Below are 13,787 nucleotides of genomic sequence, written 5' to 3' on the forward strand. Positions count from 1 at the left end.
GCCAGCTCCCACATTTTGAATTGTGTTCACTCGGGATTTGCAGTGCTGCAAATTACTCGATAAAGGTCACAACCCCACCCGCCAACGACTGCACCCGCGCCAGCGACTCAACCCGATAACCCTGTGCATCCAGCTCCGCACGGCCACCCTGGAACGACTTCTCGATCACAATCCCCAAACCTGCAACGGTCGCGCCGGCCTGTTTGATGATCGAAATCAGCGCCTGGGATGCCTTACCGTTAGCCAGGAAGTCATCAATGATCAGCACGCGGTCGCTGCTGGTCAGGTGGCGCGGCGAGATCGCCACGGTGCTTTCGGTTTTCTTGGTGAAGGAATACACCGTCGCCGACAGCAGGTTTTCAGTCAGGGTCAGGGACTGTTGCTTGCGCGCGAAAATCACCGGTACGCCGAGGTTCAGGCCGGTCATGATCGCCGGTGCAATGCCCGAGGCTTCGATGGTGACGATCTTGGTGATGCCCGAATCCTTGAACAACGCAGCGAATTCATCACCGATCAGTTTCATCAGCGCCGGGTCGATCTGGTGGTTCAGAAAGGCGTCGACCTTGAGTACCTGATCGGAAAGCACGATGCCTTCTTCGCGAATTTTCTTGTGCAGTGCTTCCACGAAAGCTTCCTCTGTTGGCGCAACACGCGCCGAAAGTAGATTAAAAAGTAGTCGATTCTAGCGCTTTAACATCGCGCGTATATCCGCCAGGGCGGTATTGCCGCGAACGGCTTTGACTTCGGTTGGTGTGTCGTCGTTGCCTTCCCATGCCAGGTCATCCGGCGGCAGTTCGTCAAGGAACCGGCTGGGGGCACAATCAATGATCTCGCCGTACTGCTTGCGCTTGGCGGCAAAGGTGAAGGCCAGGGTCTGACGCGCGCGGGTAATGCCCACGTAGGCCAGGCGCCGTTCTTCTTCGATGGTGTCGGCTTCGATGCTGGAGCGGTGCGGGAGGATTTCCTCTTCCATGCCCATGATGAACACGTAGGGGAATTCCAGGCCCTTGGACGCATGCAAGGTCATCATCTGCACGCCTTCGGCGCCGTCTTCCTCTTCCTGCTGGCGTTCAAGCATGTCCCGCAGGACCAGCTTGCCGATGGCGTCCTCGACGGTCATCTCGCCTTCTTCGTCCTTCTCGAGGGTATTTTTCAACGCCTCGATCAGAAACCACACGTTGCCCATGCGGTAATCGGCGGCCTTGTCGCTGGAGCTGTTGGTGCGCAGCCAGTTCTCGTAGTCGATGTCCATGACCATGCTGCGCAGGGCGCTGATCGGGTCTTCGCCGGCGCACTGCTCGCGCACCTTGTCCATGAAGCGCTTGAAGCGCGCCAGGCGATCGGTGAAGCGGGTGTCCAGGTGCTCGCCCAGGCCGATTTCGTCGGTGGCGGCGTACATCGAGATCTTGCGTTCGGTGGCGTAGTTGCCGAGCTTTTCCAGGGTGGTCGAACCGATTTCCCGACGTGGGACGTTGATTACCCGCAGGAACGCGTTGTCGTCGTCCGGGTTCACGATCAGCCGGAAGTAGGCCATCAGGTCTTTCACTTCCTGGCGTCCGAAAAAGCTGTTGCCGCCCGACAGACGATAAGGAATCTGGTGGTGCTGCAGCTTCAGCTCGATCAGCTTGGCCTGGTAGTTGCCGCGGTACAGGATCGCAAAGTCGCTGTAGGGCCGGTCGGTACGCAGGTGCAGGGTGAGCAGTTCGACGGCCACGCGCTCGGCTTCGGCGTCTTCGTTGCGGCAGCGGATCACGCGGATCTCGTCGCCGTGGCCCATCTCGCTCCAGAGTTGTTTTTCAAACTCGTGGGGGTTGTTGGAGATCAGTACGTTGGCGCAACGCAGGATGCGGCTGGTGGAGCGGTAGTTCTGCTCCAGCATCACCACTTTCAGGGACGGGTAGTCGTCCTTGAGCAGCATCAGGTTTTCCGGGCGGGCGCCGCGCCAGGCGTAGATCGACTGGTCGTCGTCGCCCACCACGGTGAACTGGTTGCGCTTGCCGATCAGCAGCTTCACCAGCAGGTATTGGCTGGCGTTGGTGTCCTGGTATTCGTCCACCAGCAGGTAGCGGACTTTGTTCTGCCACTTTTCGAGGATGTCGGCGTGTTCCTGGAACAGCTTCACCGGCAGCAGGATCAGGTCGTCGAAGTCCACCGCGTTGAACGCCTTGAGCGTGCGCTGGTAGTGGGTGTAGACGATGGCGGCGGTCTGTTCCTTGGGGTTGCGCGCGTTTTCCAGGGCTTCGGCGGGCAGGATCAGGTCGTTTTTCCACGAGCCGATCATGTTCTTGATCTCGTCGACGCCGTCGTCGCCCGCGTATTCCTTTTGCATGATGTCGGTCATCAGCGCCTTGACGTCAGTCTCGTCAAAGATCGAGAAGCCCGGCTTGTAGCCCAACCGCACATGCTCCTTGCGGATGATGTTCAGCCCCAGGTTGTGGAAGGTACACACGGTGAGGCCACGGCCTTCGCCACCCTTGAGCAGGGTGCCGACGCGCTCTTTCATTTCCCGCGCCGCCTTGTTGGTAAAGGTCATGGCGACGATGTACTGGGCGCGGATGCCGCAGCTCTGGATCAGGTGCGCGATCTTGCGGGTGATCACGCTGGTCTTGCCGGAACCGGCACCGGCGAGCACCAATAGAGGGCCGCCGACGTAGTTCACGGCTTCTTGCTGCCGGGGATTGAGTCGGGACATACAGAATTCAGGGAGTCATTGATCAAAAGGGCGGGCATTTTAACAGGCTGGCAAGATTCTGCTGCCTCTGAACGACAGTGTGACGTACCACTCGATCTAAATTTGCCGGTTTTGTTACTTTGCCGCAGGATGTGCAGGGCATTTAGGACTATTGTTCGGTCTAGCGCCGCACAGTGTGTATTTGATAACCCATATCATTGGTCATTATCAGGTCGCACGTCATAATGCCCGCCGCCAACGAAATTTTGCAGAGTCTAGGGAGCTAGCTTGTCTACGCCTGTCGAACCCTTGCGTTTGCTGCTACTGGCCGATGAGCCAGCGTGGGCAGCGTTATTGCGCGAGTGCCTGGCGCCGATGGGCGACGGAGCTGTGCTGATCAGCGCGCCAAACTGGGAGTCTGTGAGCAATCTGTTCGACGACGATCACAGTGCGGTGTTGTTGACCACGGCCAGTCTTCAGCCCGGCCCCGGTCGTTGCAGCTTGCCAACGGTATTGCTGTTGGAAGAGGAACCTCTGGTTTCGCCCCTTGGCGTCAGCGACTGGCTGATTCTGAATGCATTGGATGTCGATACATTGCGCCGGTGCCTGCGGCATGTGCGCGAGCGCGGTGTGCTGGAAAACACCCTGCAACGCCTGGCCGAGCAGGACCCGCTGACCGGCATCGCCAACCGCCAGGGCTTCCAGACCCTGTTGACCGCCCGCCTGGCGGAAAACGAAGGCCGTGGCGTCGCCCTCGGTCACCTCGACCTGGACAACTTCCGTCACGCCAACGATGCCCTCGGTCACCAGGCCGGTGACCGGCTGATCCTGCAAGTGGTCTCGCGGCTCAAGAGCCAATTGGAGGCCGGCGATCAACTGGCACGCCTGGGCAGCGATGAATTCGCCCTGCTGATCGATACCCGCCGTGCGCCCCAGCGCGCCGAATGGATGGCCGAACGCATCATCGAAGCCATGGCCGAACCGTATTGGGTCGATGGCGAAAGCCTGCTGATCGGCTGCAGCCTCGGCGTGGCACATGCCCGCGCCAGGGCCGGTGCCGACCCGCTGATGTGGCACGCCCATATCGCCATGCAGCAAGCCAAGAGCACCCAGGGCTGTACCTTTCATATCTTCAACGAACGCATCAACCGCAATGCCCGCAGCCTCGCCGACCTTGAAAGCGAACTGCGCCGGGCGTTGCGCCGTGACGAGCTGGAACTGCATTACCAACCGCGGTTGGACCTCGACGACGGGCATATCGTCGGCCTCGAAGCGCTGGTGCGCTGGCGCCACGGCGAGCGAGGGCTGTTGCCGCCGAGCGAGTTCGTGCCCCTGGCCGAGCAGAGCGGCTTGATCGTGCCGCTGGGCTACTGGGTGATTTCCCGGGCGCTGCGCGACATGCAGGACCTGCGCGAACGCGGGATTGCGCCGTTGCACATGGCGGTCAACCTGTCGTTCCGCCAGTTCCAGGACAGCCAATTGCTCAGCACCCTCAGCCGGCTGATTGCCGAGCGTGGCGTGGAAGCTCAGTGGCTGGAATTTGAACTGACGGAAACCGCCGTGATGCGCCGCAGCGACCTGGTCAAGCAGACCATGGACGCCCTTGGCCGCCTGGGCGTGCGCTTTTCCCTGGATGACTTTGGCACCGGCTTCTCGTCGTTCGTGCACCTCAACAGCCTGCCGATTGCCTTGCTGAAGATCGACAAAAGCTTCGTCGGCGGCATGGAAGAGCGCGAAGAGAATCGCAAGTTGGTCCACGCGATGATCAACCTGGCCCACAACCTGAACCTGGAAGTAGTAGCCGAGGGCGTGGAAACCGCAGAGCAACTGGCGTTGCTGCGGTTGTTCGGCTGCGATCAGGCTCAGGGTTACCTGATCAGCAAGCCGTTGCCGCTGGCGGAGCTGGTGGACTACCTGACGTTTGGTGACAGCCAGGAACTGGTGGGCGGCGTGATCTGATGGTGTGAGCCCGATCTAAAAAATGTGGGAGCGGGCTTGCTCGCGAATGCGGTATTTCAGCCAACCCATTCATGGCTGACCCACCGCATTCGCGAGCAAGCCCGCTCCCACATTTGACCGAGTACAGCCGTTACTCAGGCTGCGCGGCTTGAAATCCGCGTTGGGTTTCAGGCTCCTGGCGAATCATCCGCTTCATCTTCCGTTCAAACGCCCAGGTCAGGCTGATTGCCGCGCACGCCAGGCCCAGCGCCAGGCCCCACCACACGCCAGTCGGCCCCCAGCCGAGGTTGAACGCCATCAACCACGCAGCCGGTGCGCCGATCAGCCAGTAGCATCCCAACCCGACCAGGAAGGTGGTCTTGGCGTCCTTGAGCCCGCGAATGCAGCCCATGGCGATGGTCTGCACACCGTCGAACAGCTCAAACCACGCGGCCACCGCCAGCAAGCTCACGGCGAGGTTGATCACGTCGCGAAACGCCGGGTCATGCTGGTCGAGGAACAAGCTGATCAACTGATGCGAGAACAACCACAGCACTGCTGCAAAGCCCAGCATCACCAATGCGCCAAAGCCGATGCCCACCCGCCCGGCCAGCCGTGCTTCCAGCAGGTTCCCGGCCCCGTAATGCTGGCCGATGCGCATAGTGATTGCGTAGGACATGCCCGCCGGGACCATGAACGCCACTGACACAATCTGCAGGGCAATCTGGTGCGCAGCCAATTGCGTACTGCCCATGGTGCCCATGCACAAAGCGGCGAACGCAAACAGCCCGACTTCCACCGCGTAGGTGCCCCCAATCGGCAGGCCCAGGCGCCACAGTTCCCGCAGGTAATGCAGGTTCGGCCGCAGCAGGCCCTTGCGCAGCGGGTAGGCGTCGTAAGCACGGTTGTATTTGATGTACCAGATCAGCGCCAGTGCCATGCAGTTGGCGACGATGGCCGTGACCAGGCCAATGCCCACCAGGCCGAGTTTCGGTAGGCCGAACATGCCTTCGATCAACGCGTGGTTGAGCAGGTAGTTGATCACTGTGCCGCAAAGGCTGATAACCATCACCGGTGTGGCCTTGCCGATGGCGCTGGTGAAGCCGCGCAGGGCCATGAACGTCAGGTAGCCGGGCAGGGCGAACGGCAGGATGGTCAGGAACTGGCCGGCGGACGCGACGTTGGTTTCGGTCTGGCCGAACATCAGCAACACCGGCTTGAGGTTCCACAGCAGCAAGCCGGCCACCAGCGCCATCAACCAGGCCAGCCACAACCCGGCCTGGGTCAGGCGGGTGGCGCCTTCAATGTCGCCCGCGCCCTGGCGGATCGCGACCAGCGTGCCCACGGCGGCGATCACGCCGATGCAGAAAATCGACACGAACGAATAGCTCGCCGCACCCAGGCCGCCGCCGGCCAGGGCCTCGGGGCTCAGCCGCGCCATCATCAGGGTGTCGGTCAGCACCATCAGCATGTGGGCCAACTGTGAGGCAATCAACGGCCCTGACAGCCGCAGAATGGCCCAGAGTTCGGTACGTGCCGGATGCTGCATGATCATCACGCTCAAAAAGTCAGGGAAGGGTGGAAGGGTTGATTCTCGGCGCCCACAGCGCATTGCACAAAGGGATAAATCCGATGGCGCGCATGATTAAAACTCATGCCTGAGTGATTCTGGTAGGGTTTCGAGATTGCGCCGTCGGAGCTTTCGCCATGTCTCGTCGTCTTCCTCCTCTTTACGCCTTGCGGGCGTTTGAAGCGGCTTCCCGTTACAACTCGTTCACCCGGGCGGCGGAAGAGTTGTCGATTACCCAAAGTGCGGTAAGCCGGCACATTCGCACCCTGGAAGAGCACTTCGCCTGCCGCCTGTTCCAACGCAGCGGCCGCACCTTGCAACTCACCGAGGCGGCGCGCCTGTTGCTGCCGGGCGTGCGCGAAGGCTTTGCGGCCCTGGAGCGCGCCTGCCATACATTGAATGCGGAGGACGACATCCTGCGCATGAAGGCGCCGTCCACCCTGACCATGCGTTGGCTGCTGGCACGGCTCAGTCGCTTCCGGCATTTGCAGCCGGGCAATGAAGTGCAACTGACCAGCGCCTGGATGAGTGTCGATGAGGTGGACTTCAACCAGGAGCCGTTCGATTGCGCGGTATTGCTGAGTAACGGTCACTTCCCGCCGGACTGGGAAGCCTGCTACCTGTTTCCTGAACTGCTGATTCCAGTGGGTGCGCCGAACCTGTTGAGCGACGGGCCCTGGGACGTCACGCGGCTGGCCTCTGCCGAATTGCTGCACCCGACGCCGGACCGGCGTGACTGGCGCTATTGGCTGGAGCGCATGGGGCTGTCATCCCAGGTATCGCTCAAGGGCGGGCAGGTGTTCGACACATTGGAGCTGGGCATGATTGCCGCCGCGCGGGGGTACGGCGTGTCCATGGGTGACTTGCTGATGGTGGCTGAAGACGTGGCCCAGGGCCGCCTGAGCCTGCCATGGCCCACCGCGGTGGCCAGTGGGGAAAATTACTATCTGGTGTGGCCAAAGACCCGGCCCGGCGGTGAGCGTTTGCGACGGCTGGGTGACTTTCTCCAGAGCGAGGTGCAGGCCATGGAATTGCCCCAGGTAGAGCGCCTCGCCTGAGCGGATTGCGCACCGGGCAGCAATCGTTTGCGTGATACCCCTGTGATTCGCTCAAGTATTGAGCCTGCCCGCCGAAGTAGGGTTGTTGGAACTACCGTTCTACAACGTTTCCCCTATTAGAATTTTGCCGAGCAGCGCTATGAGATCAGGATGATCCTGGCCTCGGCCAGGAGCCTTCATGTCTCAACCTCGCGCCCGGATCGCCTCTCAACTGGGGCTCGCCCTCGCCGTGATACTGGCTGTCGTCATCAGCGGCAGCACAGTGTTCGCCTTGCGTTCGCTGGACTCCGCCAACCTCGACACCCGCGAGGAGCATCTGGCCAGCGAGGCTCGCTTGCTGGCTGACCAACTCAATACCTTCCACAGCACCTTGCGCGAAAGTACCCAGCGTTTGAGCGGGCTGTTTGAAAAGCGCTTCAGCGCCGGTTTGAGTACGCGCCCTGAGCAACCGGTGGCGGTGGCGGGCGTGCAGACGCCGGGCCTGTACCTGGGCGAGGAAGTGCTCAACAACAATTTCGCTGAAGTTGATGAGTTCAAGCAGATGTCCGGCGGCGTGGCGACCGTATTCGTACGCAGCGGCGAGGACTTTATCCGCGTCAGCACATCCCTGACCAAGCAGGACGGCAGCCGCGCCATTGGCACGGCGCTGGATCATCAGCACCCGGCCTATCAACGCTTGCTCGGCGGGCAGGGCTACGTCGGCCGCGCGGTGTTGTTTGATCGCTCCTACATGACCCAGTACAGCCCGGTGCGCGATGCCAGCGGCAAAGTGATTGCGGTGCTGTTTGTCGGCTTCGACTACACCGACGCGCAGAACGCCCAGTTCGACAACCTCAAGCGCTTCCGCATCGGCCAGACCGGTTCCCTGGCGCTGCTGGACGAACAGAAACACTGGTTGGTCCCGCCAGCTGGGGTGCAGGCGCTGGATCAGTCGATTCCGGTCATGCTCGACCTGGCCGCCAAACCTGGAAAAGGCCGTTTCTGGAGCGACAAGAACGAAGATTTCTACAGCGTCGCGGTGCCGTTTGAAGGCGGCCCGTGGTCGGTGGTGGCGAGCATGCCGAAAGCCGAAATTCGCGCGGTGACCTGGTCGGTGGGGATTCGCCTGGCGATCGGCAGTTTGCTCGCGATGCTGCTGGCGGTGGGCGCGGCGGTCTGGCTGCTGCGCAGCAAGTTGCAGCCTTTGGGCGACCTGGTACGTCAGGCAGAAGCCCTGGGCGCCGGTGATTTGAGCGCGCGCCTGAATGTTTCCAGCCATGACGAAATCGGCCAGTTGGCCCGCAGTTTCAACCAGATGGGCGAAGCGCTGTCGACCATGGTGTCGCACATTCGCAAGGCGGCTGAAGACGTTAACAGCCGTGCCCAGGCGCTATCGGGTTTGTCCGGCGGTGCGTACGAAGGCATGGAGCAGCAGTCCGGCGAAATCACCAGCATGGCCGGCGCGGTAGAAGAGTTCAGCGCCACCTCGCTGAACATTGCCGACAACATGGGCAACACCGAGCGCCTGGCCCAGGACAACGCCCAGCAAACCAAGATCGGCCGCACCTCGATGCAAGAAGCGTCGTCGTCCCTGGAACACATCGCCACCGCGCTGAACAGCACGGCCACGGTGATCAATACCTTGGGCCAGCGCTCCCAGGAAATTGGCGGGATCGTCGGTGTGATCACCGCGATTGCCGAACAGACCAACCTGCTGGCGCTCAACGCCGCCATCGAAGCGGCGCGGGCCGGTGAGCAAGGGCGCGGGTTTGCGGTGGTGGCGGATGAAGTACGCAACCTCGCGTCGCGTACTCGTCAGGCCACGGACGAAATTTCCGGGATGATCCAGAGCATCCAGCAGGAAACCGGCAACGCCATCAGCACCATGGAACAAGGCAACGTGCTGATGCAGGAGGGCCTTGCGCGCAATGCTGACGTGGCTTCTGCGCTGGCGCGGATCGATGAGCAAAGCCGCTCGGCGGGCCAGCAGTTTGCGGCGATTACCACGGCGACCCAGGAGCAGAGCAGCACGGCGACCCTGCTAAGCAGCAACTTGCAGAGCATCGCCCTGGCCAACAGCGAGCAGCGTGAAGTGGTGTCCAACCTTGCGATCACCGCCAAGGAACTGGAGACCCTGGCGGCGGGCTTGCGGCATGAGGTTGACCGGTTTCGTTGATTGACTGTTCGGGCCTCATCGCGGGCAAGCCCGCTCCCACAGTTGACCGTGTTGTTCTGGAGTACGCGGTCCACTGTGGGAGCCGGGCTTGCCCGCGATGACGGCCGACCCGACGCCTCAAACGTCGGATCGGTCGCCCAGCCCTGGGTCCACACGCTTGCCAATGTCCTTGAGTCGCGCCAGTTGATCAACCATCCCTGGCGCTTCATCCAGGCTGCTGACAAAGGTCCACAGGTAAGTCATCACCGCATACACGTGGCCGGCCTTGACCGCCGGCGACAGCGCCAACTGGCTGATGGCGACCACAAACAACAGCGCGGCCAGCGTACCGATAAACAGGAACGCTGCAGCTTCGCGGTCCGACAGCCAGATCCGCAGGCGTGACAGCACCTGGTAGTGGCGCTGCAAGGTCTGCGCGCCGACCTTTTCCACCAGGCCGATTTCCTTTTCCAGGCGGTCATTCAAGCGCTCGTGCAGCTCCTGATTGCGCCGGGCGAAACGTGGCAACAAGGTTGTGCACAGCACCAGCGCCGTCAGGCAGGCCAGGCCGATCCACGGCTCGATTACCAACAGCATCACTGCTGCACCGACGATCGACACCAGCGCCGTCGCGATGATCGGCACATGTTTTTCGAAGAAATCCACAAAGTCCCGCGCCAACACCACCCGCGCCGCTGCCCTTGAGGTGCTGTGGTTTTGCAGGCGCTGGTTGAGAATCACCGGTACCGCCAGGTCCGCGTAGATACGGGTGAAGGTGCGCGTATCCAGCGCCCTTCGCGCTGCCCCGACCACCCAGAACGCCAGCACCACGGCGGCGTAGAACAGCGCGCTGCCGGCGTCGCCGCGGATAATTGAGTCCACTGCGAACCCGGCAAACAGCGGGTAGGCCAGCAGCAACGCGTTTTCCAGGGCCACCAGCGACAAGGTGCAGAACAGCTTGCCGGGGTAAGCCCTGGCGATCGCCTTGAGGGTTTGGCTGGCGGATTGTTGCCCGATCTTTTTGCTTTCTTCGATCAGGATTTGCGGTGTTACGGATGACATGGGGTGCACCAAGGGTGAGATAAGCGCTAGTATTGAGCGACTGCTCAAGTATCCTTGAGCGATCGCTCAAAAAGCAAGCGCCGTCGATCTGCCGGTGCCTGAAGGAAAAGCCTCATGTCGCGTATCGACCGTAAAGACCAGATCATCGCCGCCGCCCTGGAGCTGTTTCGCAGCAAAGGCTTCGCCGATGTCTCCACCCGCGACTTGGCGGAGCACGCCGGGCTGTCCCGCAGCCACGTCTATCATTACTTCAGCGACTGGAAAGATCTGCGCCGCGAAGCGTTTGTGCGGTTTGCCAACGAGCAACTGGACGAGGTGCGGGTGCCGCTGGAAGGTCTGTCTCCACTGAGAGCGCTCGAAGGTTTCCTGCGTGACTGCTTGCCCTCCACGGCAGATGCCGGTTGGGCGCTGTGGCTGGATGCCTGGGATGAAGCCATGCATGACGAGCCTTTGGCCCAGGCTTACCTGGTGATCAACGCCCAATGGCAAGCGATGCTCGCCGAGATCATCGAGCAAGGTGTGTCGGCCAAAGTTTTCCACTGTGAGTCGCCCAAACGCGCCGCGCGGCAGCTCTTCGCCGTCGCCATGGGCTATGCCGATGACTTGATGCTCAAACCCTCCGTTGAATCCGCTGAGGCGGTAATGGATGAGGTGATGGAAGTGGCGGGGCTGCTCCTGGCGTTGCCTAAGAAGCGCTAGCGGGCCGGTACTGCAAAGCTTCCGCCAGATGATGGCGGGCGATGGCTTCCACCTGTTCCAGGTCGGCCAGAGTGCGGGCGACCTTGAGCAAACGATGCGCCGCCCGCAGCGACAGCGTCAGCCGTTCGCACGCACTCTCCAGCCAGCCTTCATCGGCCTTCGCCAGCTTGCAGTGCTGGCGTAGCCCCGGCAGATCAAGAAAGGCATTGGCGCAGCCCTGGCGCCGTTGCTGACGCTCCCGGGCCTCGGCCACGAGGGCGGATGCACTGGCGGTATCGTCGCCTGACTGTTTGCCGGGGTTCAGCGCAGTGCTTTCCCGGGCGACGGTTACGTGCAGGTCAATCCGGTCCAACAGCGGACCCGAGAGCTTGTTGCGATAGCGCTGGATCTGCTCCGGCGTGCAGCGACAGCGCCCGCTGGGCTCGCCCACATAGCCGCAAGGGCAGGGGTTCATCGCCGCCACCAACTGAAAGCGCGCCGGGAAACTCACCCGGTCGCGGGCGCGGGCAATCACGATATGCCCGGACTCCAGCGGCTCACGCAGCACTTCCAAGACCTTGCGATCAAACTCCGGCAGTTCGTCGAGAAACAACACACCATGATGGGCGAGGGTGATTTCCCCCGGCTGCGGTTTCGAGCCGCCGCCCACCAGCGCCGGGCCTGATGCCGAATGGTGCGGCTGGCGAAACGGCCGGTGCGGCCAATGGCTCAGCGGCGCCAGGCTGACCACTGATTGAATCGCCGCCACCTCCAGCGCTTCCTGTTCACTCAAGGGCGGCAACAGCCCCGGCAGACGGCTGGCGAGCAAGGTTTTGCCCGTGCCCGGTGGCCCGCTGAGCAACAGGTTGTGGGCGCCCGCGGCGGCAATCAGCAGTGCGCGTTTGGCTGCCAGTTGGCCCTGCACTTCACTCAAGTCCGGGTAAGGTTTGTTCAAGTACATCAGGCCACTGGAAACGAAGGGTTCGATCGGCACGTGACCGTTCAGGTGCGCCACCACTTGCAGCAGATGATCCACCGCAATCACCTTCAATCCCGAGGCCAGGCACGCCTCTTCCGCATTGGCCCGTGGCACGATCAAAGTGCGCCCGGCCTTGCGCGCCGCCAGCGCTGCTGGCAATACCCCTTTTACCGCCCGCACCTCGCCTGACAGTGCAAGCTCTCCCAGGCATTCCACGTTATCGAGGGTCAGCGCCGGTACCTGCACACTGGCGGCGAGAATCCCCAACGCAATCGCCAAATCAAAACGCCCGCCGTCCTTGGGCAGGTCGGCGGGCGCGAGGTTGAGGGTGATGCGGCGGGACGGGTATTGCAGCGCAGAATTGAGAATGGCACTGCGCACGCGGTCTTTGCTTTCCTTGACGGCGGTTTCCGGCAGGCCTACCAGCGTCAGCGAAGGCAAGCCGTTGGCCATGTGCACCTCGACAGTGACGGCGGGGGCTTCAACGCCAATCTGGGCGCGGCTGTGGACGATGGCGAGGGACATGCTCGTTCCTTGAAATGAGTGGCCGCTTCCTGCGGTTTTTCAAGGGTAGTCCAGCGCTGGCGCAACGCAGCGGCGAGGTTTTACAGAACGTATCGGGCTACTGGCTGGGCGGTGGCACACACAAAAACTCCTTCGCCAACGTCAACCACGCCTGCGCCGCAAACGACAGCTTGCACTGCCGACGCCACGCCAGCATCAGCCGCCAGTTCAGGGCCGGCGACTGTATTTCCGCGATGCTGAATTGGTTGGCATCAAGGGTGTCGCAGAACGCCCGGGGCAGCAGGGTGATGCCCACACCCAGGCGTACCAGGGAGGCGATAAAGTCCCATTGGCTACTGCGCCCGCTGATACGCGGCTCAAAACCGGCCAGGGCGCAGGCGTCGAGTACGAATTGGTTCAGGGTGAAGGTGTCATCGTAAAAGATGAATTCGCAGGCTTGCAGTTCGCTCAGCTCCACCGAGCTGCGTCCCTGCCAGGGCGAATCATGGGGCGCGAGCAGGCACAGCGGCGATTCGAACAAGGGCATGGATTCAAATTCGGACCAGATATCCGCCACGCGCGGCGAGTCCAGGATGGTGCCGAACTCCAGGGTGCCTTGGCGCAGGTCCTGAATGGTGACGTTGCCGCCGCTTTCGAACAGTTTCAGTTCGATCTTCGGGTAGCGGGCGTGATATTCCGCAAAGATCGGCGCCAGTGCGAGGTGGGTGGAGGGCGACAGTCCCATGCGCAGGGCGCCGCGTTCGACTTGCTGCAAGTCTTGCAGCTCAACGGTCATCTCATCGTGCAGTGCGATCATTTCCTTGGCGCGCTTGAGCACAATTTCACCGGCGTCCGTCAGGGTGAAGCGTTTTCCCATGCGGTCCAGCAGCCTCAAGCCAAGGCTCGTTTCAAGTTGCTGCACCATTTTGCTGACCGTTGGCTGGGTCAGGTGCAGCTTTACTGCGGCTTTGGTAAAGCTCTGCTGGTCCACGACTTCTACGAAATAACGAAGCGCCCTGATGTCCATTTTGCATTCCAATTTCGCATGGTTTTCATAAGATTAATTCATTATATCTTTAAAAAATGGCTGGATAAGATTTGTTACATCTGTTCCCAGCCAGCGTACCCGGTGATGCCTTGAGGGCCTTGCCAGACGCTTCCATGGCCAGATTTCTCGCAGTGTATGAATCAAA

Annotated in this window: 10 protein-coding genes; 4 read left to right on the plus strand and 6 right to left on the minus strand. The window is 61.5% G+C overall.

Features of this window, described 5'->3' with window-relative positions:
- Window positions 1-52 precede the first annotated feature (52 nt).
- Both BLU46_RS17145 and rep read right to left on the minus strand, forming a co-directional pair.
- On the minus strand, window positions 53-625 hold the full coding sequence (locus BLU46_RS17145) for a xanthine phosphoribosyltransferase (RefSeq protein ID WP_008439415.1): 573 nt from the start codon (window positions 623-625) through the stop codon (window positions 53-55).
- A gap of 57 nt (window positions 626-682) precedes the next feature.
- Entirely contained in the window at window positions 683-2,692 is a 2,010-nt protein-coding gene (gene rep, locus BLU46_RS17150; protein ID WP_017476688.1) for a DNA helicase Rep, read from the minus strand.
- A gap of 267 nt (window positions 2,693-2,959) precedes the next feature.
- Here rep and BLU46_RS17155 point away from each other — a divergent pair, with 267 nt between their 5' ends.
- Window positions 2,960-4,630 (plus strand): putative bifunctional diguanylate cyclase/phosphodiesterase, encoded by a 1,671-nt coding sequence (locus BLU46_RS17155; protein ID WP_063033860.1) that lies wholly within the window; start codon window positions 2,960-2,962, stop codon window positions 4,628-4,630.
- Window positions 4,631-4,760: 130 nt separating this feature from the next.
- On the opposite strand, the gene BLU46_RS17160 is transcribed toward BLU46_RS17155, so the two are convergent.
- The gene (locus tag BLU46_RS17160) at window positions 4,761-6,164 is read right to left on the minus strand and encodes a NorM family multidrug efflux MATE transporter (protein WP_093203731.1); all 1,404 of its coding nucleotides are present in this window, start codon (window positions 6,162-6,164) and stop codon (window positions 4,761-4,763) included.
- A gap of 152 nt (window positions 6,165-6,316) precedes the next feature.
- Between BLU46_RS17160 and BLU46_RS17165 the strand changes: the two genes are divergently transcribed.
- Both BLU46_RS17165 and BLU46_RS17170 read left to right on the plus strand, forming a co-directional pair.
- Window positions 6,317-7,237, plus strand: a complete 921-nt coding sequence (locus BLU46_RS17165) for a LysR substrate-binding domain-containing protein (RefSeq protein ID WP_026077860.1) — start codon at window positions 6,317-6,319, stop codon at window positions 7,235-7,237.
- A gap of 178 nt (window positions 7,238-7,415) precedes the next feature.
- On the plus strand, window positions 7,416-9,392 hold the full coding sequence (locus BLU46_RS17170; RefSeq protein WP_093203734.1) for a methyl-accepting chemotaxis protein: 1,977 nt from the start codon (window positions 7,416-7,418) through the stop codon (window positions 9,390-9,392).
- A gap of 117 nt (window positions 9,393-9,509) precedes the next feature.
- Here BLU46_RS17170 and BLU46_RS17175 read toward each other — a convergent pair whose 3' ends face one another.
- Window positions 9,510-10,433: an ABC transporter six-transmembrane domain-containing protein gene (locus BLU46_RS17175; RefSeq protein ID WP_093203739.1), complete on the minus strand. Its 924-nt coding sequence runs from the start codon at window positions 10,431-10,433 to the stop codon at window positions 9,510-9,512.
- 114 nt (window positions 10,434-10,547) lie between these two features.
- Here BLU46_RS17175 and BLU46_RS17180 point away from each other — a divergent pair, with 114 nt between their 5' ends.
- Window positions 10,548-11,132 (plus strand): TetR/AcrR family transcriptional regulator, encoded by a 585-nt coding sequence (locus tag BLU46_RS17180; RefSeq protein WP_093203743.1) that lies wholly within the window; start codon window positions 10,548-10,550, stop codon window positions 11,130-11,132.
- Here the strand turns inward: BLU46_RS17180 and BLU46_RS17185 are convergent.
- Both BLU46_RS17185 and BLU46_RS17190 read right to left on the minus strand, forming a co-directional pair.
- Entirely contained in the window at window positions 11,119-12,615 is a 1,497-nt protein-coding gene (locus BLU46_RS17185) for a YifB family Mg chelatase-like AAA ATPase (protein ID WP_093203748.1), read from the minus strand. The two genes, BLU46_RS17180 and BLU46_RS17185, sit on opposite strands and share 14 nt — an antisense overlap.
- A gap of 97 nt (window positions 12,616-12,712) precedes the next feature.
- Window positions 12,713-13,621, minus strand: a complete 909-nt coding sequence (locus BLU46_RS17190) for a LysR family transcriptional regulator (protein ID WP_093203752.1) — start codon at window positions 13,619-13,621, stop codon at window positions 12,713-12,715.
- Between the last annotated feature and the right edge of the window lie 166 nt (window positions 13,622-13,787).

It is taken from the genome of Pseudomonas yamanorum (assembly GCF_900105735.1).
In the GTDB taxonomy this organism is placed as follows: Bacteria; Pseudomonadota; Gammaproteobacteria; order Pseudomonadales; family Pseudomonadaceae; genus Aquipseudomonas; species Aquipseudomonas yamanorum.

Coding starts and splice junctions, on each gene's coding strand:
- rep (WP_017476688.1), bottom strand. CDS start 2,692: ATGTCCCGACTCAATCCCCGGCAGCAAGAAGCCGTGAACTACGTCGGC.
- BLU46_RS17160 (WP_093203731.1), bottom strand. CDS start 6,164: ATGATCATGCAGCATCCGGCACGTACCGAACTCTGGGCCATTCTGCGG.
- BLU46_RS17165 (WP_026077860.1), top strand. CDS start 6,317: ATGTCTCGTCGTCTTCCTCCTCTTTACGCCTTGCGGGCGTTTGAAGCG.
- BLU46_RS17170 (WP_093203734.1), top strand. CDS start 7,416: ATGTCTCAACCTCGCGCCCGGATCGCCTCTCAACTGGGGCTCGCCCTC.
- BLU46_RS17175 (WP_093203739.1), bottom strand. CDS start 10,433: ATGTCATCCGTAACACCGCAAATCCTGATCGAAGAAAGCAAAAAGATC.
- BLU46_RS17180 (WP_093203743.1), top strand. CDS start 10,548: ATGTCGCGTATCGACCGTAAAGACCAGATCATCGCCGCCGCCCTGGAG.
- BLU46_RS17185 (WP_093203748.1), bottom strand. CDS start 12,615: ATGTCCCTCGCCATCGTCCACAGCCGCGCCCAGATTGGCGTTGAAGCC.
- BLU46_RS17190 (WP_093203752.1), bottom strand. CDS start 13,621: ATGGACATCAGGGCGCTTCGTTATTTCGTAGAAGTCGTGGACCAGCAG.